Here is a 25,031-nt window from a genome sequence, read left to right as displayed (position 1 = left end):
TCGCACCGTGGACAGGAGGAACGAGTGAGCACGGACGCACTGCCTCAGGAGGCACAGGCGGCGCAGGTCACCGCAGCAGGGGAGACGGTGCTCGAGGCGGCGCCGCAGCAGGCACCGGCCGTCGAGACGGCGGCACCGGTCGCCGAGCAGGAGGCCGGCACGACGCCGGCCGCGAGCCCGGCCCCGGCGCAGGACCAGGCCCCGGAGCGTGAGGACAACCTCGAGACGCGCACCGCCGCCCGGCTGCACCAGCTGGTGGCCTCGGGCGCGGAGAAGCTGCCCGGCGAGACCGGCAGCACGGTGTCACGTCTGGCCGTGGCGCTGCTGTCGTTCGGCAGCCAGGCCGCTGCGAAGGACCAGGACAAGCCGACCACCACGCTGATGGGCGAGGCCGTCCAGCTCTACAAGAGCCTGGACGACGACGACCCGGACAAGCAGCGTGAGGTGCTCGAGCACGCGCTGGAGACGTTCACGACGTCGACGCTCGGCGGCAAGGAGCGGTCGCAGGTGCTGGAGGTCGCCGAGGAGGCGATGAGCCTGTGGGGCAAGCTGCGCGGCACCACGTCGGACCTCGTCAAGAGCGACGCGGTGACCTCGATGCGCTCGCTGTCCGGCGTCCTGCGCAAGGAGGGCCGCGACGACGAGGCGGACGAGACGGACAAGGAAGCCACCCGCCTGGAGTCCTGACCCGCCCCACCGCTGAGTGCTGGGTGTTTGCCCTTTTCAGTGTGCCAGGAGGGCGAATACCCAGCAGTCAGCGGGCTGCGGGGCAGGTGGGGGTGCTCGACAGGGGCACGCCGTCCGGCATGTCCGCCGCCGTGGGTTCACGGCCCGCCATGGCGCACGCGCGGGCCATCATCTGGTCGTCCGAGAACGTCCAGCCGGTCGTGACCCCGTGGTCCTGGACCACCAGGAGCTGGCCGTCGGCGGCGTGCACGTCGTTCGCCGCCACGGCGCCGCCGGGGGAGTAGAGCCGGGTCGCGAGCTCCCCGACCTTCTGCCCGGTCTCGATGTCGAAGAACGCGAGCGCCGGGCCCTGGTTCCGCGCCACGAGGTTCGGTCCCGGCAGCACCGCCAGGACGTCGCCGGAGGTGCCGGCGAGGTCCAGGCTCCGCGGGTCGGAGCCGTCGTCGACGCCGCGCAGCCGCACCGCCGAGTCCAGGCCCAGGGTGACGAGCTGGTCCGGCAGCGTGCCGGAGCCGTCGCGCCTGCCGATCAGGCGTACCTGCGCCACGCTGCTGCCGCGCACCGTCCAGACGTCGCGCTCGCCGCGGGCGACCGCTTCCAGGTCGGCGACCCGCAGGGAGAAGTCCCGGGGGGCGACGGCGACCCGCAGGCCGTCGTCGGTGACGGCGACGCGGCCGGGCTGTGCCCACTCGGTCTCCAGCCGCGGCGTGCTGCCCAGCGGCCCCGGAACGTGCACCGCTCGTTCCTCCAGGTCGGCGTCGAGCAGGTGCAGCCCGGAGCAGGCGTCGACCAGCAGCACGTCGTCGCGCGTGCGCTGGGCGCTGACGACGGTGGCGCAGGCGGGGTCGCCGCCGTCGAGGCCCGGCGCGACGAGGTCGCGGAACCCGGCCTCGTACCCGGCGACGGTCCCGCCCTGGGTCCGGTAGGCGGTGCCGTCGGGCGCGATCAGCAGGAGCCGGTCGCCGTCGAGCCAGACCGGCAGCAGCGGGCTGCCGGTGTCGGGGCTGCCGGCGGGGAGGGTCACCGTGCCGAGGCCGTGGATGGTGACGGTGCCGTCGGACCAGGCGGCGGCGGTGCTCACCTGCCGGGTCTCCGGGTCGCGGTAGGTCGCCAGCACCGCCGTGGGCCCGTCGGCGGCCTGGTCCGGCGTCGACGTCGCGACCTTTCCGGCCGCGGGCGGCAGCGGCAGGTCCCCGTCGGTGCCGGCGGTGGTCCACAGCGCGATCCGTCCGTCCGTCGCCACGGCCACGCGGTCGGTCCCCACGAGCACGGGCGGCCCGGTCCGCCGGACGCCGGACAGGTGCCAGGTGCGGTGCACGCCGGTGCCGGCGGAGATCTCGCAGACGACGAGCCCGTCGTCGGTGGCGACCAGGGCGCGGGTGGCGCCGTCGTCGATCGCGACCATCTGCGGGTGCCGCCAGGCGCGCGGGACCGGGCAGTCGGCCGTCCGCACCGTGCCGTCCGCCCAGTGGTGCACGGTGACGCCGGAGCCGTCGGGTGTCAGCGCCGCCCAGTCGCGCAGCGAGGGCGAGGGGACGGCGTCCGCGGGCAGGTCGACGGGTGCGTCGGCGGCCGGTTCCAGGGTGTCGAGGCCGCGGACCTCGAGCATGCCCGCGGCGGCGTCCGCCACGGCCACGGTGCGGCTGGAGCCGACCGCCAGCGACGTGACCGACAGGTTCGTGCCGACCTTGCTGCGGAACGCGAGGTGCTGCTCGTGGGGGCGCAGCGAGCCGTCGTCCGACTCCAGGACCGCCAGGTCCCGGCCGGTGAGGTTGATGCTGCCGATCCGGTCCCGGTCGGTGGCGGCGTCGTGCCACGCGATGAGCAGGGTGTCGCCGGCGGGGGTCACGGCGACCGCCGTCGCGCCGGGCAGGTCGAGGTGGGTCTGGCGGCTGGTGCTGCCCTCGGGCAGCGGGCCGAACCGGCCCACCGTCACGCCGAGGTCGTCGACGGCCGCGACCACCGTCCCGTCCGCGCTGCCCGCCACGGCGGGCCCCGTGCGCCCGGGGCCGGTGACGGTGCCGAACGGGGTGCGGTCGCCGCGCAGCACCTCGGGGGCGCCGTCGTCGGGGTTCCAGCGCACGAGGTCGCCCGTGCCGGTGCGGCCGACCACGCCGGTGCTCGTCGGCGCGACGTCGGCCAGCTCGGTCTCCTCGGGTACGTCGACGGTGCGCAGCAGGTAGGGGTCGGCCGGCTCGTTCGCCGTGACCGCGTTGAACAGCGCGGTGCGGGTCTGCCCGTCGCGCAGGCGCCGTACCGCCTCGACGGCCAGGAGCTGTGCGGTGGCCGGGTCGTCCTGGTGCACCACGTGCGACGTCGCCCCGAGCAGGTGGGCCGCGTTGGCGTTGACGGCCTCGTTCGCCCGGGTCGCCTCCCGGACCGCCACGCCGGTCGCGCCGACGGCCAGCACCAGGGCGGCCCCGAGGGCAGTGCTCACCAGGCGGTTGCGCAGCCCGACGGAGCTCTGCCGGGCGATGTGGGCGCTGAGGATCTCCTCGGTGCTGACGTCGGGGCCGCGCAGCGGGGCCACCAGCTCGGCCAGCGCCGTGGCGCGGTCCGGGTGGTGCCGCCAGAACCGGCGCTGGCGCAGCCGCGTCAGGTCGGTCCACTTGGGCTCGTGGTCGATCCGGTGCGCCAGCGGTGCGGGCAGCGCGGTGGTGCTGATCGTGTCGATCTCGCCGCTGGTCTGGTCCCAGACGATCTTGCCGCTGGTCAGCGCCACCAGCAGGGTCTCGGGCTCGCGGTGGTCGAGCCACCAGGCGACCTCCTTGGCCACGTAGTGCGAGCTCGCGGCGCCCTCGGACGCGAACAGGATGAGGTAGTCCGAGCGCTCCAGCTTGCGCTGGATGGAGTCCCAGAGGCTCGGGTTGTTGGCCAGCCCGGTCCGGTCCAGGAACACGTTCAGGTCCGGCACGCCCTCGCGGCGGTCGAAGTTGAGGAGCTGTGCGTGGAACGCGGGCGCGAACTCGCCGTCGGAGTCACGGCTGTAGGAGAGAAAGGCGTCGTACCGGTCGGTGCGCGGTGCCGCGTGCGCCCGGTGGGCGGGAAACAGGGAGCGAGCTCGCCGTTCGGACATCCTCGACCCCGCGGCCCTTCCACGGCGAAGGTCGTGGACCGGTGGAAAGACCTCCCCGGTGTGTAGTGTCGCCGCAGGTCGTGACCGTAGCCACTTTCGTGGTGAAATGCACGGTCGGCTGAGGGAGGCGGGAGATGGCGGCACCTGAGCTCGTCCGTCCGAGCGGCGGTACCCGGCGGCTGCGGATGCGCCGCTCCTGGGTGCGCGCGGGCTTCACGGGGCTGTTCGGCGTCGCGTTCGGCCTGGGGCTGTGGGGCTTCGCGGTCTACCGGACCGACCCCGGCTTCGCCTGGGGCACCACCGGCTGGGACGTCGTCTACTACTCCGTCCAGCTCTTCGTGCTCGGCGCCGAGGCCACCAACGACGGCGGCGACCTGCCCTGGCAGCTCCAGGCCGCCCGTTTCCTGGCCCCGGTCGCCACCGGCTACGCCGTGTTCGAGGCCGTGCGCTCGCTGTTCGCCGACCAGTTCGCGCTGATGCGGACGCGCCGGATGCGCGGGCACGCGATCGTGGTGGGCCGCACGCCCGCCGCCGACCTCATCGCCGAGGCCCTCGCGGCACGGGGCGCCCTGGTGGTGCGGACCGCGACGGGCGACGCCGACTCCCTGCGCGACGCGGGGGTGGCCGGCGCCGCGGTCCTGTACGCCTGCGAGGCCGAGGACGACGAGCCCGGCGTCAACGTGCTCACCGTGGCCGTCGCCAACCGCGTGGACCGGAACCCCGACCTGCCCGGCCTGCGGCTCAACGCGCACGTCAGCGACCCCGAGCTCGCCCTGGCCCTCCAGGCGCGGCACCTGAGCCACCCCCAGCCCGGCGTCGACTTCTTCACGCTCGGCGAGCTGGTCGCCCGCTCCCTGGCCCGCCGCGACCGGCTCGTGGTGCGCGGGGACGCGCCGCACGTCTCGGTGGTCGGGCACGGCACGTTCGGCCGTGCGCTCGTGGTCGCGTTCGCGCGGCTGCGGAGCGTCGAGATCGCCTCGGGCGGCGAACCGCTCACGGTCACCCTGGTGGGGCCCGGCGCGCACGACGCCGCCCGCGCGCTGCACGCCCGCTGGCCCGCCGTCCGCGCGGCCTGCCGGCTGGTCCCGGTCGAGACGTTCGCCGACGTGCGTGCGATCGGCGTCCCGGCGCGGATCTACGTCTGCCACGACGACGACGGCGACGCCCTGCGCGAGGCACTGCGGGACAGCGACCTGTGGCGGGCGAGCGAGGGCGCCGTCGTGCTGCGCCTCAACCGCCTCGCCGGGCTGGGCGGCCTGTTCGGCACGCACGACGGCGCCATCCTCGACGACCTCGGGGGACGGCTCGACGTGGTCGAGCCGGGCACGCTGCTGCGCCGCGCGACGGCACCCGGCGCGCTGGTGCACGACGACGTCTACGACCTCATGGCCGTCTCGGCGCACCTGACCTACCTGCGCAACCAGCGCGCGGCCGGCGTGGCCTGGGAGAGCACGCCGGCCATGGTCTCCTGGGCCGAGCTGTCCGACGACCTGCGCGCCGCCAACCGCGCCCAGGTGCGGGCCATCCCGGACCGGCTGCGCCAGATGGGCTGCACGGTCGCGCCCGCCCGCGGTACCGAGCACGGTCGCATCCCGGAACCCGTCGTGGACGCGCGGGCCGTGGACGAGCACGACCGCTGGACGGCCGAGAAGGTGGCCGCGGGCTGGACCTACGGGCCGCAGCGGGACGACGCCCGCCGCCTGCACCCCGACCTGCGCCCCTGGGACGAGCTGTCCGAGGCGGACCGGGAGAAGGACCGCGCGGCGATCCGGGCCATCCCCGTGATCCTCGCGGACTTCGGGCTGCACGTGGTGCCGCTCGACGGCGACGCCGGCTGGGAGGCCGACGGCGACCCCGTCCCCGACCCGCGCGGCGTCGTCCGCGGGTGGCGCATGTTCGGCCGCGGGCGGGCGGGGCAGCCCGGGGAGGGCTGAGACCCGCCCGCCGGGCCTGACAGGATGGCCCCATGCGAAGCGTCACCCTCCTCGGCTCCACCGGCTCCATCGGCACCCAGGCCGTCGACGTCATCGGGCGCAACCCCGACCGGTTCCGCGTGGACGCGCTGTCCGCCGGCGGCACGGACCTGCCGCTCCTCGCGCGCCAGGCGGCCGCCCTCGGCGTCCGCGCCGTCGCCGTGGCCGACGCCGCCGCCCGCCCCGCGCTGACCGCCCTGCTCGCCGAGGCGGGGGCCGACGGCGTCGAGGTGCTCGCCGGGCCCGGCGCCGCCACCGAGCTGGCCGGCCGCGGCAGCGACGTCGTGCTCAACGGCATCACGGGCTCGGTCGGACTGCGGCCCACGCTCGCCGCGCTGGAGGCCGGATCGACGCTGGCGCTCGCGAACAAGGAGTCGCTGGTGGTGGGCGGCGCGCTGGTCACGGCGGCCGTGCGGCACGAGGGCCAGATCGTGCCCGTGGACTCGGAGCACTCGGCCATCGCCCAGGCACTGCGCTCGGGGTCGGCGTCCGAGGTGCGCAAGCTCGTGGTGACCGCGAGCGGCGGGCCCTTCCGGGGACGCACCCGCGACGAGCTGCGCGAGGTGACGCCCGCGCAGGCCCTGCGGCACCCCAACTTCGCGATGGGGCGCGTGGTCACCACCAACTCCGCGACCCTGGTGAACAAGGGGCTGGAGGTCATCGAGGCGCACCTGCTGTTCGACCTCCCGTTCAGCGCGATCGACGTGGTGGTGCACCCGCAGCAGATGATCCACTCCATGGTCGAGTTCGTGGACGGGTCCACCATCGCGCAGGCCGGCCCGCCGCGGATGCTCGTGCCCATCGCCCTCGGCCTGTCCTGGCCGGACCGCCTGCCCGACGTCGACGTCGGGATCGACTGGACGCAGGCCGCCACCTGGGAGTTCGCGCCGCTGGACGACGACGCCTTCCCCGCCGTCCGCCTGGCGCGACAGGTCGGTGAGGCCGGCGGGACGTTCCCCGCGGTCTACAACGCGGCGAACGAGGTCTGCGTGGACGCCTTCCACGACGGCACCATCGGGTTCCTCGACATCGTCGACACGGTCGCCGCCGTCGTCGAGGCGCACGCGGCGACGGGCGCGGGCGATGCGGGGTCGGTCGAGGGCGTGCTCGAGGCCGACGCGTGGGCCCGGGCGCGGGCCGCGGAGATCCTCAAGACGGCGTAGGTGACAAGGCGGTGGCGAAGCCGTGGTGGACGGGGCCGTGGCCGCGCCACGGCCCGGCCGCCGTGCCGGTGCCGCCCACCACGAGGTCGTCCGCCGCGCGCAGCGCCCCCGTGAGGTAGTCCTTCGCGGCGCGCACCGCGGGCTCCCAGCCGTCGTGCACGGGCCGCAGCACGGCGCACGCCGAGCTCAGCGTGCAGCCCGTGCCGTGGGTGTTGCGCGTCGCGACCCGGGGCGCGGCGAGCGCCACGACGTCGCCGGCTCCCGCCCCGAGCCCCGGGCCCGCGAGGTGGTCCACCGCCTCCGCGGACGTGAGGTGCCCGCCCTTGACCAGGGCGAACCGTGCGCCGAGGCCCAGCAGCGCGCGGGCCTGGTCCGCGGCCTCGGCGGCGTCCCGGGCGGGGTCGGTGCCGAGCAGCACGGCCGCCTCGGGCAGGTTCGGCGTCACGAGGTCGGACAGGGGCAGCAGCTCCTCGCGGAGCACCGTCTCGGCCTCGCGCGCCAGCAGCCGGTCGCCCGACGTCGCGACCATGACCGGGTCGAGCACCACGAACGGCGGCCGCGCACCGGCCCGAAGGTCGCGCAGGGCGGCGGCGATCGCGCGGGCGACCTCGGCGTCCGTCGTCATGCCGATCTTCACCGTGTCCACGGCGACGTCGGCGAACAGGGTGCCGAGCTGTGCGGTGACCATGTCGGCCGGGACGGGCAGCACCCGGGTCACGCCCGTCGTGGACTGCGCGGTCAGGCCCGTGAGCACCGCGCAGCCGTAGCCGCCCAGGGCGGCGAACGTCTTCAGGTCGGCCTGGATCCCGGCCCCGCCGGACGGGTCGGAGCCGGCGATCGTCAGCGCCACCACGGGGTGGCCGGCGGGACGCGTGCGCGCTGCGGCGCCGGGCAGAGGTTCGGGCAGGACGGAGCCCATGAGGCGTTCCCTTCGCTAGCACTACCTAGATCAGGTTCCACGGGTACGTCTCAGCCGGGCTGTGCCCCGGCGCCCCGCGCCATGTGGGCCCACCCTAGACCGGATCGAGGGGTCAGTGACCGCGCGTCCAGTTGAAGACGGCCAGGCCTGTCACCAGCGCGCCCACGGTGACCAGGGCCGTGGCCGCGACCGCCTGGACGCCGTCGATCAGCGCCGCGTCCAGGGCCACCTGGACCGTCCCGATCAGCGCGTAGACGCCGGCGAACACCGTGATGGCCGAGAGGGTGCCGTCCATGAGCCGGCGCCTGCCGCGCTCCCGCCTCGCCTCCTCGGCGCGCTCGCGGTCGCCGTGCAGGCGCTCGAGGGCGGCGAGCCGCGTGGCGATGGGTTCCTGGAGCAGCTCGCGCAGCCGTTCGGTGACCACCGCGGCCTGCTGCTCGAAGTGCGAGGCGTGCAGGAGCTGGTTGAGCATCCGGGACTCGAGGGCGGAGGCCAGGAACGTGGGTGAGGTGATGGTGGTCAGCGTGGTGCGCACCTCCGAGGCGAACTCGTGCAGGCGCAGCTGCTCGCGGGTCAGCCGCTCCTTGCGCTCGGCCAGGTCGGCGCCGTTGTTCACGTCGTGGTCGGCGAGCATGGCCGCGACGATCCGCAGGTGGTCGGCCAGCGTGGCGTTCCAGGCGCTGAACAGCCCGTTGAGGCTCGCGACGAACTCGGCCAGCGAGCCGTACTGGGAGATCTTGAAGTGCGCCGCGCCCACCAGCGCGACCGTCGTGGAGTTGGTGGTCACCGCCACGACGTCACCCAGGTGCCGCACGCCTTCCAGCAGCACCGGGTTGCGCTGGCGCAGGGTCCAGTCGCACAGCGTCGCGGTGCCGTACGAGACCGGCTGGAGCAGCACCTGCGAGCCGAACGCGGCGAGCAGCTCGTCACCCATCGCGACCGGCGTGCGGGCCGCCCGGGGTGCCGCGGGGCCGGTGCCGCGGCTGGCCTCGTAGACGGTGGTGACCACGTGCGCCCGTCCCTGGGCGATCTCGGTCCCCGTGCGGACCAGGTCCGCCGTGGCGCGCTGGAGCAGGTCGGCGAGGTCGAACAGGCGCTCGGGCGGCAGGGCGTCGCCGTGGTCGACGTCGAGCGGCGAGCCGTCCGGCGCGATCCACCGCACCCGGATGTCGGCGTGCAGGTTGGACAGCCGGAACCGGGCGTCGCGCACCTGCTGCGGCGACTGGTCGTGCGCCGAGTACCGGAACCGCACGTAGTGGTTGCCGAACTCGGTGAACCGCACGTCGCAGGTCAGCTCGGCGATGAGCGTGCCGTCGGGCTGTTCCAGCCGCACGTCGGGCATGGACAGCGAGGCCCCGCCGTACGGGCGGGCGGCACGGTCGACGCTCGCCCAGACGTCGTCCATCTTGAGGCGGGCGCGTGTCGCGACGGTCCGGACGCCCAGCAGCCAGGGGCGTTCGTCGCGGTCGGCGATGCCGCGGATCGCCGCGACGGCGGCGGCCGGGCTCACGTCCCGCAGCCCGAACGGGTAGATGTAGACGGTCTTGAGCCGGTCCAGCGTGAGCCACCGCGCGCCGAGGTTGCGGTGCAGCTCCGTCAGGTGCATCCGGTAGGAGCGCAGCTCGCTGGCCAGGATGTAGTTGAGGTGCCGGTCGGTCTCGGCGGCGCGCAGCCCGTCGAGCGCGGGGCCGAGGCGGTCGGGCCGGCCCGCCATCGCCTCGTCCGCGGCCACCGACGCCTCGGCGAGCGCGCGGAAGTAGCGGATCCGCGTCACGGCCTGCGGTACGAGCTCCCGGCGGAACGGGGACGCCGGGTCGGGGATGGCCCGGGCGGCACGCAGCAGGTCCGCGCACCTCTGACCGGCCCGCGCGGCGGCCCCGGCGAGCCGGGGCAGGCTGCCCGCGCTGCGGGCGGCCGACGTGTGCATCTGCGTGATGAGCGTGCGCAGCAGGACGGCCACGGCGTCGCCCTCGGCCCGGCACACGGCGTCGGGGGCCTCGTCGCGGCACGTCTCCCAGGTCTCGACGAACGCGCGCAGCGGCACGATGATCCGGCCGTGCCGGAAGGTGTACTGCAGCGCGTCGCTGGCCTGCGACCACAGGTAGAGACCGAGGAGCGCGGCACCGCGCGGCAGCCCGGCGACGGCCCGCAGGGCGGCGGCGGTCTGCGGGCCGCGCGGGTCGCCGGGCAGCGGGTGGCGCCGGTTGGGCGCCTCGCCGTCCTCGCCCATGTTCCAGCGGGACGCCGCCCAGATCGCGCTGACGTCGACCCCGGCCTCGCGCAGGTGCCGGGCCACCCGGGAGTCGCCGTCCGGACCCGACCACGCCTCGGTCTGGAAGACCGCGGCGAGGCTGTCGGCGAGCGCCGCGGGACCGTGGGTGTGCCCGACCTCGGGTACGGACGAAACAGACATGCCGCCAGGTTAATGATCGGTAACCGAAGTTTCAAGGAATTGTCATGGAACGGGAGTGGCGTGAATGTCGCGTGGTCGAGCCGAGGGGAGCCGTGCGCTGCCTTCCGGGCTGTCGGACAGGTGCCGTAGTCTCGGTGCCGTGAGCATCGTTCCGCACATCGTTGGTGTGCTCGTCCTCCTGCTCGGCGTCGTCGTCTCGGTGGGGCTGCACGAGCTGGGGCACATGGTCCCGGCCAAGAAGTTCGGCGTCCGGGTGAGCCAGTACTTCGTGGGCTTCGGGCCCACGCTCTGGTCGCGGACCAAGGGGGAGACGGAGTACGGGATCAAGGCGATCCCGCTCGGCGGGTTCGTGCGGCTGGTCGGCATGATGCCCCCGGCCCCGGAGGGTGCGCGGCGCGGCAAGGGCTTCTGGAGCGACCTGGTGGCCGACGCACGGGACGCCTCGGTGGCCGAGGTGCGGCCCGGTGAGGAGCACCGCGCCTTCTACAACCTGTCGACGCCCAAGAAGCTCGTGGTCATGTTCGGCGGGCCGTTCATGAACCTCGTGATCGCGACGGTGCTGATGGCCGTCATCCTCATCGGGTACGGACTGCCCGCCGTCTCCACCACGGTCGCCCAGCTCTCGGAGTGCGTGCCGGCCTCCGTCACCTCCACCGCCTCGGGCGACGACTGCGAGGGGCAGCCCGCCGCACCCGCCGTGGCCGCCGGGCTGGAGCCCGGCGACGAGGTGGTCTCGTTCGGCGGCACCGAGGTGCACGGCTGGCAGCAGCTCGTCGGCCTCATCAACGACTCCGCGGGGCGCGAGTCCGAGATCGTGGTGCTGCGCGACGGCGAACGCGTCGCCCTGGAGGTCACCCCGGCCCGCACCGACCGCCCCGTCGTGGACGAGGAGGGCGCCCCCGTCCTGGATGCCGCGGGCGAGCCCGTCGTCCGCCCCGGCGGTTTCGTGGGCTTCTCGCCGCTCCAGGTGCGCGAGCCCCAGCCCGTGTCGAGCGTGCTGCCGGCCGTCGCGGACCAGACCTGGCAGACGGCCACCATGGTCGCCACGCTGCCCGTCCGCGTGGCCGACGCTGCCACGCAGGCCTTCAGCGCCGAGGAACGCTCGCAGGACTCGGTGCAGTCGGTCGTCGGCGTCGCGCGGATCAGCGGCCAGATCATGGCCCTGGACGAGGCGATCCTCGACCGCGTGATGATCTACCTGAGCCTGCTCGCCAGCCTGAACATCGCGCTGTTCGTCTTCAACATGATCCCGCTGCTGCCGCTGGACGGCGGGCATCTGGTCAACGCCCTCTACGAGGGCGGCAAGCGCACGGTCGCCCGGGTGCGCGGCGCCGCCGTCCTGCCCGGCCCGGCCGACGTCGCCCGCATGACTCCCGTGGCCTATGTGGTCTTCCTCGTGCTGCTCGGGGTGGGCGGCATCCTCATCGTGGCCGACCTGGTGGATCCGGTGCGGATCACGTGACGCCGAGCACGATGTGCGTTTTGACCCTTCCGAAGAGTGGATACTGAGTCCGTGACCGCAATCAGCCTCGGCATGCCAGCAGCACCCCCGCCGGTCCTCGCCCCCCGCCGCAAGACCCGCAAGATCAAGGTGGGCAAGGTCGAGGTGGGTGGTGACGCACCCATCAGCGTGCAGTCCATGACCACCACGCCCACCACCGACATCAACGCGACCCTCCAGCAGATCGCGGAGCTCACGACGGCCGGCTGCGACATCGTCCGCGTCGCCGTCCCGAGCGCCGACGACGCGGAGGCGCTGCCGATCATCGCCAAGAAGTCGCAGATCCCCGTGATCGCGGACATCCACTTCCAGCCCAAGTACGTGTACGCCGCGATCGACGCCGGCTGCGCCGCCGTCCGCGTGAACCCGGGCAACATCCGCAAGTTCGACGACCAGGTCAAGCAGATCGCCCAGGCCGCCAAGGACGCGGGCGTGTCGCTCCGCATCGGCGTCAACGCGGGCTCGCTCGACAAGCGCCTCCTGGAGAAGTACGGCAAGCCCACCCCCGAGGCCCTGGTGGAGTCGGCCGTGTGGGAGGCCAGCCTCTTCGAGGAGCACGACTTCCACGACTTCAAGATCTCGGTCAAGCACAACGACCCCGTGGTCATGGTCCGCGCCTACGAGCTGCTCTCCGAGCGCGGCGACTGGCCCCTGCACCTCGGCGTCACCGAGGCGGGCCCCGCGTTCCAGGGCACCATCAAGTCGGCCACCGCGTTCGGCGCCCTGCTCAGCAAGGGCATCGGCGACACCATCCGCGTCTCCCTCTCGGCCCCGCCGGTCGAGGAGGTCAAGGTCGGCAACCAGATCCTGCAGGCGCTCAACCTGCGCCCGCGCAAGCTCGAGATCGTCTCCTGCCCGTCCTGCGGCCGGGCCCAGGTGGACGTCTACACGCTGGCCGAGAAGGTCACCGCCGGCCTGGAGGGCATGACCGTCCCGCTTCGCGTCGCCGTCATGGGCTGCGTCGTCAACGGCCCGGGCGAGGCCCGCGAGGCCGACCTCGGTGTGGCCTCCGGCAACGGCAAGGGCCAGATCTTCGTCAAGGGCGAGGTCATCAAGACCGTCCCCGAGGCGATGATCGTCGAGACGCTCATCGAAGAGGCGATGCGGATCGCGGATGAGATGCCGACGCCGGAGAATGAAGCACAGGCCGGTTCGCCGGTCGTCTCGGTCGGCTGATCGCCACCCGGGAACCTGAGTCGAACGGAGCAGGACATGGCCCGCTGGCGCACCCCGGTTCCGGCCGGGGCGCGCCCGGACGGGCCCGCTCGCCCCGGTGACCTCGCCCGGCGCGAGCGGCGGGACACCGCGCGCTCGCTGACGCGTGAGGACCTGACGCAGGCGCTCGCCGTCTGCGCCGTCGACCCCGTGGCGTCGGTGCTCGCCGCCGCCCGGCTGGAGATCGCGCTCCGCTCGGGGTTCGGCGCGGCGGCGGGCCAGGCGTGGGGCTTTCCCGACGCCGGCCCGCTGGAGGCCGTCTGCTGGGCCGGCGCCAACCTGGTGCCGGTGGTCCCGATCACCGATCCCGAGCGGCGCGCCCAGGCAGTGGCCGCGTTCGCCGACGTCGCGCGCGTGCACGGGCGCCGCTCCTCGTCGATCGTGGGGGAGCAGTGGGCCGCGCTCACGCTCTGGGAGCACCTGTCGCCACACTGGCCGCCGGCGCGTGACGTGCGGGCCGACCAGCCGTCCATGGCCATCGGCACGGCGCCCGCGCTGCCGCCCGAGCCCACCGTCCGCCGGTCGGTGCCCACGGAGCTGGGCCTCGTGCTGCCGGCCTGCGTCCGTATGTTCACCGAGGAGGTCGGCTACTCGCCGGTCGCCTCGGGCGGCTCCGCCTACGCGGAGCGCGTGCGGTCGCTCATCACGGAGGGCCGCTCGTTCGTCCGCATGGTGCCCGACGTCGGCGGCCGCCCCGCCATCGCCTTCAAGGCCGAGCTCGGCGCGGTGGCCGGCGGCGTCGCGCAGGTGCAGGGGGTGTGGGTCGAGCCGGCGTTCCGCGGCCGGGGCTGGTCGGAGTCGGGCATGGCCGCCGTGGTCGAGGCCACCCGCGCCACCGTGGCCCCGGTGGTGTCGCTGTACGTGAACGCCTACAACGAGCGGGCCGTGGCGGCCTACCGGCGCGTGGGCTTCGAGCAGGTGGGCACGTTCGCCACGGTCCTGTTCTGACCCGTCAGGCCTGCGGCTCCACCCGCTCGAACAGGTGCTCGTAACGCACCACCAGCCCGGCGTCGTCCACCGTCAGGTCCGCCTCGAACCCCCGGGACAGGCCGAGGTCCACGTACCGCACCCGGCCCGGCCCCGCGGCGTCGTAGCGCTGCCTGGAGCGGGTGACGGTCAGCGCCGGCCCGTCGATGTACGCGGTGTCCAGGACCAGGCGCGGCGCGGCACCCATCCGCCGGACCGGCAACGTGTTGCAGAAGGGCGTGACCGACAGGTCGGGCTCCTCGGCACCGTCCAGGTCGGGACGAGGTTCGCCGTCGACGAGCCAGCCGGACCCCGCCCGCTCCAGCACGAGCGCGGCCCGGGTCCCTCGTGCCCAGACCTCGGTCTCGACGCGTCGCGCGCTCCAGCCGGGGTCGAGCCACCAGCGGTGGTCGAGCCGGAACCCGCCGTCCTCCATGCAGATGACGGACCCTGACGCGGTCACGCCGTCGGGGCCGGCGGTGAGCTCCAGGCGCTCCAGCCCCACGACGTCGGTCCGGCGCCAGTAGACGACTGTCACCGCAGCAGCTTCGACATCCGCCGGTCGGCCAGCGGCTTGCCGCCCGTCTGGCACGTGGGGCAGTACTGCATCGACCGGTCCGCGAACGACACCTCGTGCACCGTGTCGCCGCACGGCACACCGTTCCACCCGGGGCACGGCTGGCCGGTACGGCCGTGCACGCGCATCCCGGCCCGCTTCGCGTCCTTGAGCTCCTTGGCCGGCTTGCCCGACGCCGCCGCGATCGCCTCCGTGAGCACGTCGCCGACGGCCTGGTGCAGCCGGGCGGTCTCCTCCGGGGTGAACGACCCGGTGAGCTTGTAGGGGCTGAACCGGCTCACGAGCAGGATCTCGTCGCTGTAGGCGTTGCCGATGCCCGCGATGGCCCGCTGATCGCGCAGCAGGCCCTTGACCTGCTGGTTCCTCGCGGCGAGCAGCCCGGCCAGCACCTCGGTCGTGAAGGCGGGGTCCAGCGGTTCGACACCGAGGGAGGCGACCATCTCGATCTCGGCCGGGTCGTGCACCACGTGCACGGCCAGGCGCTTGCGGGTGCCCGCCTCGGTGAGGTCGAACCCCGACCCGTCGTCGAGCCGCACCCGCAGCGCGAGCACGGCGCCCCGGCTGGAACCGCCCAGCGAAGGCCGCACGGGCTTGTCCGGCAGGGCGTCCGACCAGCGCACCCACCCGCCCCGCGAGAGGTGGAAGACCAGGTGGAGCGGCTCGCCGTCGGGCAGCGTGGTGACGACGACGTCGAGCCACTTGCCGTGCCGGGCCACCCCGCCCACCGTGCCGCCCGCGAGCGCGTCGGGCGACGGGCTGAACGTCTTGAGCGCCGCGATCGAGCCCACCTCGACCGAGCGGACCGTGTGCCCGGAGGTGCGCTCGCGCAGGAAGTCCGCGAGCGCGGCGACCTCGGGCAGCTCAGGCATGCGCCCATCCTCCGAGAGTTCGGCGGATGCGGCAAGGGAGGAGCTGGGGTGGGGAGGGTGGGAGGTGGCAGATGGCGGGGGTGGGAGGTGGCAGGGGGAGTTGGGAGAGGGCAGGTGGGAGGTGCGCAGGTGGGAGGTGGGAGAGGGGCAGGTGGGAGAGGAAAGAGGGGCAGGTGGGAGGTGGGTGAGGGGAGGCAGCAGGTGGGAGGTGGCGGGGCGGCAGGTGGGAGATGGCAGGGGGAAGCGGGAGATGGGAGGTGGCAGGGGGAAGCGGGAGGTGGGAGGGGGAAGTGGCAGGTGGGCAGAGGAAGGCGGCGCTCCTGGGTTCGGTCTCTTGCAGGTCGCACGGCTCTGTCTTCGGTCGGTTGCCCCGAGATCGGTCACTCGATCGACCGATCTCGGCGCAACCGACCGAACTCTCGTCCCGTTCGGCTGCAGCCGACCGAACTCTCGTCCTGTCCGGGGCGCGGCTGACCGACTGCTCGTCCTGTCCGGGGCGCGGCTGACCGACCGCTCGCCCTGTCCGGGGCGCGGCTGACCGACCGCTCGCCCTGTCCGGGGCGCGGCTGACCGACCGCTCGCCCTGTCCGGCTGCAGCTAACCGACCACTCGCCCCATCCGGCCGCAGCCGACCGAACACCCACCCCCGCCCTCCCGCCGCACACCGCCGGCACCACGTATTCCAGGAGAACCGCAAGCCTCCGCGCGGATAGGCTGTGCCCCATGTCTTCCGCACGCCTCACTCAGGGCGACGTGCTGCGCATGTCGTCCCTCTTCGTCCGTACCCTGCGCGAGGACCCGGCCGAGGCCGAGGTCGCCAGCCACAAGCTCCTCGTGCGGGCCGGGTACATCCGCCGGGCCGCCCCGGGCATCTACTCGTGGCTGCCGCTGGGCCTGCGGGTGCTGGCCAAGATCGAGGCGATCGTCCGCGAGGAGATGGTCGCGATCGGCGGCCAGGAGGTGCACTTCCCGGCGCTGCTGCCGCGGGAGCCCTACGAGGCCACGGGTCGCTGGGAGGAGTACGGCGCCGGCCTGTTCCGGCTCAAGGACCGCAAGGACGCCGACTACCTGCTCGCGCCCACGCACGAGGAGATGTTCGCGCTCCTGGTCAAGGACCTGTACTCGTCGTACAAGGACCTGCCGGTCACGCTGTTCCAGATCCAGACCAAGTACCGCGACGAGGCGCGCCCCCGCGCGGGCCTGATCCGCGGGCGCGAGTTCATCATGAAGGACTCGTACTCGTTCGACGTCAAGGACGAGGGCCTCGAGGTCAGCTACCAGAAGCACCGCGAGGCGTACGAGAAGATCTTCACGCGCCTCGGCCTGGACTACGTGATCGTGTCCGCGATGTCGGGTGCCATGGGCGGCTCCCGCTCCGAGGAGTTCCTCTCGCCCTCGCCCATCGGCGAGGACACGTTCGTGCGCTCGCCCGGCGGGTACGCCGCCAACGTGGAGGCCGTGGTCACCCCGGTCCCTGAGGCGGTCCCCTACGACGACGCCCCCGCGGCCCACGTCGAGGACACCCCGGACACCCCGACCATCGCCACGCTGGTCGACGTCGCCAACGCGAAGTTCCCGCGCCCCGACCGGCCCTGGACCGCCGCCGACACGCTCAAGAACGTGGTGCTGGCGCTCAACCAGCCCGACGGCACCCGTGAGCTGGTCGTCGTCGGCCTGCCCGGTGACCGCGAGGTCGACCTCAAGCGCATCGAGGCGACGCTGACGCCGGCCGAGCCCGAGGCCGCCACCGAGGAGGACTTCAAGAAGTTCCCGCAGCTCGTCAAGGGCTACATCGGCCCGCAGGTGCTCGGACCCCAGGGCGAGCAGGTCGAGGGAGCCGACGGCGAGAAGATCCCCGCGATCCGGTACCTGCTCGACCCCCGCGTGGTGTCCGGCACCCGCTGGATCACCGGTGCCAACGAGCCCGGCAAGCACGTGTTCGACCTCGTGGCCGGCCGTGACTTCACCGCGGACGGCACCGTCGAGGCCGCCGAGGTGCGCCCCGGCGACCCGGCGCCCGACGGCTCCGGCCCGCTGGAGCTCGCGCGCGGCATCGAGATGGGCCACATCTTCCAGCTCGGCCGCAAGTACGCCGAGGCCCTGGGCCTCGTGGTGCTCGACGAGAACGGCAAGCAGGCCGTCGTGACCATGGGCTCCTACGGGGTGGGCGTCACGCGGGCGCTCGCGGCGCTCGCCGAGGCGAACCACGACGACAAGGGCCTGGCCTGGCCGGCTCACGTGGCGCCGGTGCACGTGCACCTGGTGGCGGCGGGCAAGGACGCCGAGGTGTTCGACGCGGCCGCGACGCTCGCCGACGACCTGGCCGCACGCGGCGTCGAGGTGCTCTACGACGACCGGACCGGCAAGGTGTCGCCGGGCGTGAAGTTCAAGGACGCCGAGCTGCTCGGCGCCCCGCTCGTGGTCACGGTGGGCAAGGGCCTGGCCGACGGCGTGGTCGAGGTGCGGCCGCGCGCCGGCGAGGCGGAGCAGCTTCCCGTGGGCGAGGCCGCGGACGCGGTGGCGGCCCGGGTGGCGGCGCTCCTGGCGTGACCACCGGCGCCAGGCCACCGGCCTCGGCCTGACCGGGCCATCGCCTCGGCCAGGCCGCCGACCTGGCCGGGCCATCGCCTCGGCACCGCCTGGCCGTGCGCGGGCAACCGCCCACGACCAGGCGCCGTCAGGCCTGCTCCGGAAGCCCCGGGAAGGGCACCGCCGCGGCGCCCCACCGGCCGGCGGCCAGGGCGGCGTCCGTGAGGAGCGAGACCAGCACGGTGCGTGTGCCGGGCTCGGCGAGGCCCACCAGGGACGCGTAGTTCTGGGCCAGGTCGTTCTCGAGGTCGCGGGCGAGGTCCTGCGTCGGGGTGTCGCCCCGGGGAACCGTGTAGGCGACCCGGCGCGGGTCCTGGTCCGTGCCGTCGACGCCGGCCACCAGGGCCCAGGCCTGCGCCCGCGCACGGTGCGCCCGGGCACGGTCGGCGGCCCGGGTCCGCACGTCGCCCTCGGCCTGCGCGGCTCGCACCTCCAGGGCGTAGCCGGCGGTGTCCTCGGCGAGCACCAGGGCGCTCAGGTCCTCGGCGGACAGCCCGGTCGGCACCACGGGCGCGTCCTGGACGGATGCGGCGGCCGGGGTGGCCGCGGTCTCGTCACCCTCGCTGGGATCGGCGCTGGGCGCGGTGGGTTCGGGGATCGTCGTCGGCGGAAGGTCGGGGGCCTGTGCTCCCGTCAGCCGCGCGAGGTCCGTCGCGTACCGCGTCTGCGCCGCGGAGACCGACCCGAGCAGCCGGCCGAGCGGCCCGAGCTGGACCTGGTTCGCCGCGGCGCGCGTGCGGGTCGCGGCGTCGACCAGGGAGGTGAGGACGGCGGCGGGGGTGTGGTCCGGCGTGGTCGCCGACGGGGAGGAGGCGGACCGGTCGGTCACGATGTCGTCCAGGCCCGAGTCGTACTCGCCGCCGAGCTGCTCCGCCTGTTCGGTGGTGGCCGTCGCGATCCGCTCCAGCTCGGCCGCGACGTCGGCGTCGACCCCCTGCGTGCCGGCGGCGGCCTCGGCCTGCTCCGCCACGAGCAGGGCGTCCGCCACGGCGGTGCGCCGGACCACCTCGGCCGCGTCGGGCACCGGCTCGGTCGGCGGGGGCGTCTCCAGACGCACCCCGCAACCTGAGAGAATGATCGCGCAGGTCAGGACCAGCGCGGTCAGGCCTGACCGGCGTCGCGTACGGGACCTGGGGCCGTTGGGGTTCATCGTGGCCGATGATGCCACGTTCCCCAGGCCGGTTCGTGCGCTGACCCGGGCCGTGCCGGTTGCGGTCGGGTCACGGACGTCACGTCCCGCGCGAGGTGCCGTGCCCCGGCGCTTCGTTAGGCTGGACACAGGCAGCAAGCACAGACGACAACAGCACATCGGTCGAACCGTTCCGGCTCGAACCGTGCCCCCGCACGGGGGAGCCGACGGGAGGCAGGCGATGACACAGCAGGCGGAAGCGGTCCGCGAGGTGGTGCGGCCGGCGGTCGAGGCCGCGGGTCTGTACCTGGAAGAGGTGACCACCACTCGGGCCGGCAGCAGGTCGGTCGTGCGGATCACCGTGGACCTGCCGGAGGACGCGGTGGGCAGCCTCGACTCCGACGCCCTCGGCGACGTGTCGCGGGCCGTGTCGGCGGCCCTGGACGTGGACGACGTCGTCGCCGGTGCGTACACGCTCGAGATCTCGACGCCGGGTACCAGCCGGCCCCTGACCGAGCTGCGGCACTTCAAGCGGGCCCGCACCCGGCTGGTGACGCTCAAGCTGGCGGACGGCGGCCGCGCCGAGGGCCGGCTGACCGACGTGCTCGCCGACGGCGCCACGGCGGTCCTCGTGCTCGACGACGACCGGCGGATCGACCTCGCCGACGTGGTCCGCGGCAAGGTCGAGGTCGAGCTCAAGCGGCTCGACGACGTCCAGGATGCCGAGGGCACCGAACTGGGCGAGAGTGCAGGTGAAGACACCGACGACGACGTCGACGGTGCTGGTTTCGACGACGCGACCGCGGGGTACCCCGGCCGCAACGAGGAAGGCTGACATGGACATCGACATGACCACCCTGCGGATGCTGGAGCGCGAGAGAGATCTCAGCCTGGACGTCCTCGTCGCGGCCATCGAGCAGGCACTCCTCTCGGCCTACCACCGCACCCCCGACGCCTACACCCGGGCCCGCGTCGAGCTGGACCGCTCGTCCGGTCACGTCACGGTCTGGGCGCGCGAGGAGCTGCCCGTCGAGCCCGACCCCGACGACCCCGACGCGCGCCCCACCGTGGAGTTCGGCCCCGAGTTCGACCACACCCCGCAGGACTTCGGCCGGATCGCCACGGCCACGGCCCGCCAGGTCATCGTGCAGCGTCTGCGCGACGCCGAGGACGACCAGGTGCTCGGCACCTTCCGCGGCAAGGAGGGCGAGGTGCTGGCCGGCGTCATCCAGCAGGGCCGTGACCCGCGCGTCGTGCTCGTGGACGTCGGTGGCACCGAGGCCGTGCTCCCGCCGCACGAGCAGGTGCCCACCGAGGAGTACGTGCACGGCGAGCGCCTGCGTGCCTACGTGGTCGAGGTCAGCCGCGGAATGAAGGGCGCCCAGATCACGTTGAGCCGTACGCACCCGAACCTGGTGCGCAAGCTCTTCGAGCTCGAGGTCCCGGAGATCGCGGACGGCTCGGTGGAGATCACGGCCATCGCCCGCGAGGCGGGCCACCGCACCAAGATGGCGGTCCGGTCCCGGGTGGCCGGGCTGAACGCCAAGGGTGCCTGCATCGGTCCGATGGGCGCTCGCGTGCGCGCCGTGATGGCGGAGCTGCACGGCGAGAAGATCGACATCGTCGACCACAGCGACGACCCGGCCGCGTTCGTGGCCAGCGCCCTGTCGCCGGCCCGTGTGTCGTCGGTCACAGTGGTCGACGCGGACGCCCGCGCCGCGCGGGCCGTCGTGCCGGACTACCAGCTCTCCCTCGCCATCGGCAAGGAGGGGCAGAACGCGCGCCTCGCCGCGAAGCTGACGGGCTGGCGCATCGACATCCGGTCGGACGAGGCGACCGACTCCGGCGCAGGTGGGACGCCCGCCGACACGCAGAGGGGTCGGTAACGCCAGGTGGGACGGCGCGGTAGACTGTCCGAGTCTGGGCCACGCGCCCGTCTTTCGACCTCCCCCGTGCCTGATCCGGGACCACCCGTCCAGGGTCCGGTGCGAACGTGTGTCGGATGCCGGGGGCGCGACCAGCGGTCTGCACTCCTGCGTCTGGTGCCGGACCCTTCGATGCACGGTGATGCGGTGGCAGGTCCACGGCACGTCGTCGTCGATGTCCGGGCCTGCCTGCCGGGTCGCGGCGCCTGGGTTCACCCGGAGCCGCGGTGCCTGGAGCTCGCCGAGCGTCGTAGGGCCGTGTCCCGCGCACTGCGCGTCGACGGCCCCGTCGATCTGGCCGAGGTACGAGCACACCTCGGCCGGTGAGTGCGCCGGCCGCAAGACCGTCCCGACCGGGCGCCCCTGCGCGTCCGGCCGAACCTAGCGAATCGTCGACAAGGAAGCGGGTCAGAAGCCGATGGGCACCCGATGAGTCCCCAGCGATGAGTACCTGGTACTAATGGCGGTCCTCCCTGTCCCGGGATGGACCGAGACAGGAGAGATGTGGCTAAGATCCGCGTTCACGAGCTCGCAAAGCAGCTCGGAGTGGAGAGCAAGACCCTGATGGCCGAGCTGAAGGCCGCAGGCGAGTTCGTCCGTTCGGCCTCCTCGACCCTCGAGGCGCCGGTCGAGCGTGCGATGCGTGACAAGTTCCCGGCTGGTGGCGCTGCCGGCCCGTCCGACAAGGGCGCAGCGGCGAAGCCCGCACCCAGCGCACCCAAGCCCGCCGCGAAGCCCGCGGCGCAGAAGCCCGCCGCGCCTGCTCCGGCACCCGCGGCACCCCCGAAGGCCGAGGCCGCTCCGGCTCCGGCTCCCGCCAGCCCTGCGCCGGCCACCCCGGCCCCGGCTCCGGCTCCCGCCGCCGACGAGGCCCCGGCCGCGCCCGCGGCGTCGGCCAAGCCGTCGGCCGCACCCAAGCCGGGTGCGCCGAAGCCGGCCGCAGCCCCGCGGCCCGGTGCCCCGAAGCCGGGTGCCGCGCCCTCGGGCGCGCGTCCCGCGCGTGACGGTGGTCGTGGTCCGCGTCCGGGTGGCGACCGTCCGGGTGGCGGCACGCCGCGTCCGGGCAACAACCCGTTCGCCACGAGCCAGGGCATGCCCCGTCCCGGTGGCGGCCGCGGCCGTCCGGGCGCAGGTTCCGGTGACCGGCCTGCCGGTGGCAACCCGCGTCCGGGCAACAACCCGTTCGCGACGAGCCAGGGCATGCCCCGCCCGGGGCAGCGCCCCGAGCGTGCGGACGCGAGCGGCGAGCGCTCGGGCGGCCCCCGCCCCGGTGGTCCCCGTCCGTCGGCCCCCCGTCCCGGTGGTGGCGGCGGTCCGCGTCCGAACCCCGGCATGATGCCGGGCAAGACCTCGATGCCGCGTCCGGGTGACCGCCCGGCGCCGGGTGGTGGCCGCGGTCGCCCCGGTGGCGGCGGTCGTCCGGGTGGTGCCGGTGGTGGCGCCGGTGCCGGTGCCCCGGGTCGTCCCGGTGGCGGTGGCGGCTTCGGCGGCCCGCGTCGTGGTGCCGGTGGGCGCGGTGCGACCCAGGGTGCCTTCGGGCGCGCCGGCGGCAAGCCGGTCCGCGGACGCAAGTCGCGCCGGGCGAAGCGCCAGGAGTTCGAGGCGATGCAGGCCCCGTCGCTCGGCGGCGTGCAGGTTCCTCGCGGCAACGGCAGCACGGTCGTGCGCCTGCGCCACGGCGCCTCGCTGAACGACTTCGCGGACAAGATCGACGCGAACCCCGCGTCGCTCGTGACCGTCCTGTTCCACCTGGGCGAGATGGCCACGGCCACGCAGTCCCTGGACGAGGACACCTTCGGCACGCTGGCCGCCGAGCTCGGCTACGTGATCGAGATGGTCTCGGCCGAGGAGGAGGACCGCGAGCTGCTCGGGACCTTCGACATCGACCTGGAGGCCGAGGAGGCCGGGGAGTCCGACGACGACCTGGTCGCCCGCCCGCCGGTCGTGACCGTCATGGGTCACGTCGACCACGGTAAGACCAAGCTGCTGGACGCCATCCGCAAGTCGGACGTGGTGGCCGGCGAGCACGGTGGCATCACCCAGCACATCGGTGCCTACCAGATCACGCACGAGCACGAGGGCGTCGAGCGCGCCATCACGTTCATCGACACCCCGGGTCACGAGGCGTTCACCGCCATGCGTGCCCGTGGTGCGCAGGTCACGGACATCGCGATCCTCGTGGTCGCGGCCGACGACGGCGTGATGCCGCAGACGGTCGAGGCCGTGAACCACGCGCAGGCCGCCGGCGTGCCGATCGTGGTCGCCGTCAACAAGATCGACGTCGAGGGTGCCAACCCGGCGAAGGTCCGTCAGCAGCTCACCGAGTACAACCTGGTGGCCGAGGAGTACGGCGGCGACACCATGTTCGTCGACGTCGCGGCGAAGCCGGGCATCGGTATCGACGACCTCATCGAGGCCGTCCTGCTCACGGCGGACGCCTCGCTGGACCTGCGCGCCAACCCGACCAAGGACGCGCGCGGCGTCGCCATCGAGGCCAACCTCGACAAGGGCCGCGGTTCCGTGGCCACGGTGCTGGTGCAGTCCGGCACGCTGCACGTCGGTGACGCGATCGTCGCCGGTACGGCCCACGGCCGTGTCCGCGCGATGTTCGACGAGCACGGCAACTCGGTCGAGGCCGCGCTGCCGGCCCGTCCGGTGCAGGTGCTGGGCCTGACGAGCGTCCCGAGCGCCGGCGACACGTTCCTCGTGGCGCCGGACGACCGGACCGCTCGGCAGATCGCCGAGAAGCGCGAGGCGGCCGAGCGCGCCGCGACGCTGGCCAAGCGTCGCAAGCGGATCAGCCTCGAGGACTTCGACACCGAGCTCAAGAAGGGCAAGGTCGAGAGCCTCAACCTCATCCTCAAGGGCGACGTGTCCGGTGCCGTCGAGGCACTGGAGGACGCGCTGCTCAAGATCGACGTGGGCGACGAGGTCGAGCTGCGTGTCATCCACCGCGGTGTCGGTGCGATCACGCAGAACGACGTCAACCTGGCCACCGTCGACAGCGCCGTGATCATCGGCTTCAACGTGAAGTACGGCGAGCGCGTCGAGGAGCTGGCGGAGCGCGAGGGCGTGGACGTCAAGTTCTACTCGGTCATCTACCAGGCGATCGAGGACGTCGAGGCGGCCCTCAAGGGCATGCTCAAGCCGGAGTACGAGGAGGTCCAGCTCGGGACCGCGGAGATCCGTCAGGTCTTCCGCTCCTCGAAGTTCGGCAACATCGCCGGTTCGGTGGTCCGCTCGGGCACCATCCGCCGCAACGCCAAGGCGCGTGTGCTGCGGAACGGCACGGTGGTGGGGGACAACCTCACGATCGAGTCGCTGCGCCGCGAGAAGGACGACGTCACGGAGGTCCGCGAGGGCTTCGAGTGCGGTATCGGTCTCGGGTCGTTCAACGACGTCACCGAGGGCGACACCATCGAGACGTTCGAGATGCGCGAGAAGCCGCGCGCCTGACGTTGATGGTTCATTGAGTGCGGGGTATCTGCCCGGCCGGCTGGTCCGGTCCGTGCGGATACCCCGCACTCACGCTGAAAGGGAACAGACTCATGGTCGACAACCCGCGGGCACGCAAGCTCGCCGACCGCATCAAGGTGATCGTCGCGCAGATGATCGACACGCGGATCAAGGACCCGCGCCTCGGTTTCGTGACGGTCACGGACGTCCGGGTGACCGGCGACCTGCAGAACGCCTCGGTGTTCTACACGGTCTACGGCTCGGACGAGGACCGGGCGGGTACGGCCGCGGCGCTCAAGAGCGCCACGGGCCTGATCCGCTCGGAGGTGGGCAAGCAGACGGGGATCCGCCTGACGCCCACCATCGAGTTCCACCTCGACTCGGTGCCCGAGACCGCCGCCACGCTCGACGCGGCGCTGATCGAGGCCCGCAAGCGGGACGCCGAGCTCGAGGCGCTGCGCGCCGGCGCCCAGTACGCCGGCGAGGCCGACCCGTACAAGAAGCCGCGCGAGGACGACGACGCGGAGTGACCCCGGGCCCCGCGCCCGCGGGTGACCCCGATGCCGTGCGCCA

The 25,031-nt window shown here is 73.8% G+C and carries 18 protein-coding genes and 1 riboswitch; of the genes, 12 read left to right on the top strand and 6 right to left on the bottom strand.

Features of this window, described 5'->3' with window-relative positions; genetic code table 11:
- The first annotated feature begins 24 nt into the window (after positions 1-24).
- Positions 25-687 carry a hypothetical protein gene (locus tag ACIBBF_RS18360; protein ID WP_397416052.1) on the top strand — a complete coding sequence of 221 codons (663 nt, stop codon included), beginning with the start codon at positions 25-27 and terminating at the stop codon, positions 685-687.
- Positions 688-754: 67 nt separating this feature from the next.
- Here ACIBBF_RS18360 and ACIBBF_RS18355 read toward each other — a convergent pair whose 3' ends face one another.
- Positions 755-3,763, bottom strand: a complete 3,009-nt coding sequence (locus ACIBBF_RS18355) for a hypothetical protein (RefSeq protein ID WP_397416050.1) — start codon at positions 3,761-3,763, stop codon at positions 755-757.
- Positions 3,764-3,897: 134 nt separating this feature from the next.
- On the opposite strand from ACIBBF_RS18355, the gene ACIBBF_RS18350 reads away from it, so the two are divergent.
- Both ACIBBF_RS18350 and dxr read left to right on the top strand, forming a co-directional pair.
- A complete protein-coding gene (locus tag ACIBBF_RS18350; RefSeq protein ID WP_397416047.1) occupies positions 3,898-5,697 on the top strand; it encodes a RyR domain-containing protein in 1,800 nt (599 codons plus the stop codon).
- Positions 5,698-5,729: 32 nt separating this feature from the next.
- Positions 5,730-6,899, top strand: coding sequence for a 1-deoxy-D-xylulose-5-phosphate reductoisomerase (gene dxr, locus ACIBBF_RS18345; protein WP_397416045.1), 1,170 nt, complete (start codon positions 5,730-5,732; stop codon positions 6,897-6,899).
- Here the strand turns inward: dxr and thiD are convergent.
- The gene (gene thiD / locus ACIBBF_RS18340; protein WP_397416043.1) at positions 6,886-7,818 is read right to left on the bottom strand and encodes a bifunctional hydroxymethylpyrimidine kinase/phosphomethylpyrimidine kinase; all 933 of its coding nucleotides are present in this window, start codon (positions 7,816-7,818) and stop codon (positions 6,886-6,888) included. The two genes, dxr and thiD, sit on opposite strands and share 14 nt — an antisense overlap.
- A riboswitch (TPP riboswitch) is annotated at positions 7,808-7,905 on the bottom strand. (Overlaps the previous gene by 11 nt.)
- 25 nt (positions 7,906-7,930) lie before the next feature.
- Entirely contained in the window at positions 7,931-10,231 is a 2,301-nt protein-coding gene (locus tag ACIBBF_RS18335; protein WP_397416041.1) for a hypothetical protein, read from the bottom strand.
- Between the two features lie 139 nt (positions 10,232-10,370).
- On the opposite strand from ACIBBF_RS18335, the gene ACIBBF_RS18330 reads away from it, so the two are divergent.
- The 3 genes from ACIBBF_RS18330 (at position 10,371) to ACIBBF_RS18320 (ending at position 13,895) form a co-directional block, all read left to right on the top strand.
- Positions 10,371-11,693, top strand: a complete 1,323-nt coding sequence (locus ACIBBF_RS18330) for a M50 family metallopeptidase (RefSeq protein ID WP_397416039.1) — start codon at positions 10,371-10,373, stop codon at positions 11,691-11,693.
- Between the two features lie 72 nt (positions 11,694-11,765).
- Positions 11,766-12,908: a flavodoxin-dependent (E)-4-hydroxy-3-methylbut-2-enyl-diphosphate synthase gene (gene ispG / locus ACIBBF_RS18325; protein WP_397416307.1), complete on the top strand. Its 1,143-nt coding sequence runs from the start codon at positions 11,766-11,768 to the stop codon at positions 12,906-12,908.
- A gap of 36 nt (positions 12,909-12,944) precedes the next feature.
- Positions 12,945-13,895, top strand: a complete 951-nt coding sequence (locus ACIBBF_RS18320) for a GNAT family N-acetyltransferase (RefSeq protein WP_397416037.1) — start codon at positions 12,945-12,947, stop codon at positions 13,893-13,895.
- Positions 13,896-13,899: 4 nt separating this feature from the next.
- Here the strand turns inward: ACIBBF_RS18320 and ACIBBF_RS18315 are convergent, their stop codons facing one another.
- Both ACIBBF_RS18315 and ACIBBF_RS18310 read right to left on the bottom strand, forming a co-directional pair.
- Positions 13,900-14,451, bottom strand: a complete 552-nt coding sequence (locus ACIBBF_RS18315; RefSeq protein WP_397416035.1) for a putative glycolipid-binding domain-containing protein — start codon at positions 14,449-14,451, stop codon at positions 13,900-13,902.
- Positions 14,448-15,359 carry an Fpg/Nei family DNA glycosylase gene (locus ACIBBF_RS18310; protein WP_397416033.1) on the bottom strand — a complete coding sequence of 304 codons (912 nt, stop codon included), beginning with the start codon at positions 15,357-15,359 and terminating at the stop codon, positions 14,448-14,450. Before ACIBBF_RS18310 ends, ACIBBF_RS18315 begins: the two co-directional genes overlap by 4 nt.
- A gap of 723 nt (positions 15,360-16,082) precedes the next feature.
- On the opposite strand from ACIBBF_RS18310, the gene ACIBBF_RS18305 reads away from it, so the two are divergent.
- The gene (locus tag ACIBBF_RS18305; RefSeq protein WP_397416031.1) at positions 16,083-17,909 is read left to right on the top strand and encodes a proline--tRNA ligase; all 1,827 of its coding nucleotides are present in this window, start codon (positions 16,083-16,085) and stop codon (positions 17,907-17,909) included.
- Positions 17,910-18,036: 127 nt separating this feature from the next.
- On the opposite strand, the gene ACIBBF_RS18300 is transcribed toward ACIBBF_RS18305, so the two are convergent.
- Entirely contained in the window at positions 18,037-19,005 is a 969-nt protein-coding gene (locus ACIBBF_RS18300) for a DUF4439 domain-containing protein (RefSeq protein WP_397416029.1), read from the bottom strand.
- A gap of 313 nt (positions 19,006-19,318) precedes the next feature.
- Here ACIBBF_RS18300 and rimP point away from each other — a divergent pair, with 313 nt between their 5' ends.
- The 5 genes from rimP to rbfA all read left to right on the top strand — a co-directional run bounded on the left by rimP (position 19,319) and on the right by rbfA (position 24,988).
- On the top strand, positions 19,319-19,912 hold the full coding sequence (gene rimP, locus ACIBBF_RS18295) for a ribosome maturation factor RimP (protein ID WP_397416026.1): 594 nt from the start codon (positions 19,319-19,321) through the stop codon (positions 19,910-19,912).
- 1 nt (position 19,913) lies between these two features.
- Positions 19,914-20,963 carry a transcription termination factor NusA gene (nusA, locus tag ACIBBF_RS18290; protein ID WP_397416024.1) on the top strand — a complete coding sequence of 350 codons (1,050 nt, stop codon included), beginning with the start codon at positions 19,914-19,916 and terminating at the stop codon, positions 20,961-20,963.
- Positions 20,964-20,969: 6 nt separating this feature from the next.
- Entirely contained in the window at positions 20,970-21,329 is a 360-nt protein-coding gene (locus tag ACIBBF_RS18285; protein WP_397416022.1) for a YlxR family protein, read from the top strand.
- Positions 21,330-21,506: 177 nt separating this feature from the next.
- Positions 21,507-24,458 (top strand): translation initiation factor IF-2, encoded by a 2,952-nt coding sequence (gene infB, locus ACIBBF_RS18280; RefSeq protein WP_397416020.1) that lies wholly within the window; start codon positions 21,507-21,509, stop codon positions 24,456-24,458.
- 92 nt (positions 24,459-24,550) lie between these two features.
- On the top strand, positions 24,551-24,988 hold the full coding sequence (gene rbfA / locus ACIBBF_RS18275) for a 30S ribosome-binding factor RbfA (protein ID WP_397416018.1): 438 nt from the start codon (positions 24,551-24,553) through the stop codon (positions 24,986-24,988).
- Positions 24,989-25,031: the final 43 nt, after the last annotated feature.

It is taken from the genome of Promicromonospora sp. NPDC050880 (genome assembly GCF_044456525.1).
Lineage (GTDB): Bacteria > Actinomycetota > Actinomycetes > Actinomycetales > Cellulomonadaceae > Promicromonospora.
The sequence above is the reverse complement of the archived record's forward strand: the minus strand, read 5'-3'. Positions and strand labels throughout refer to the sequence as shown.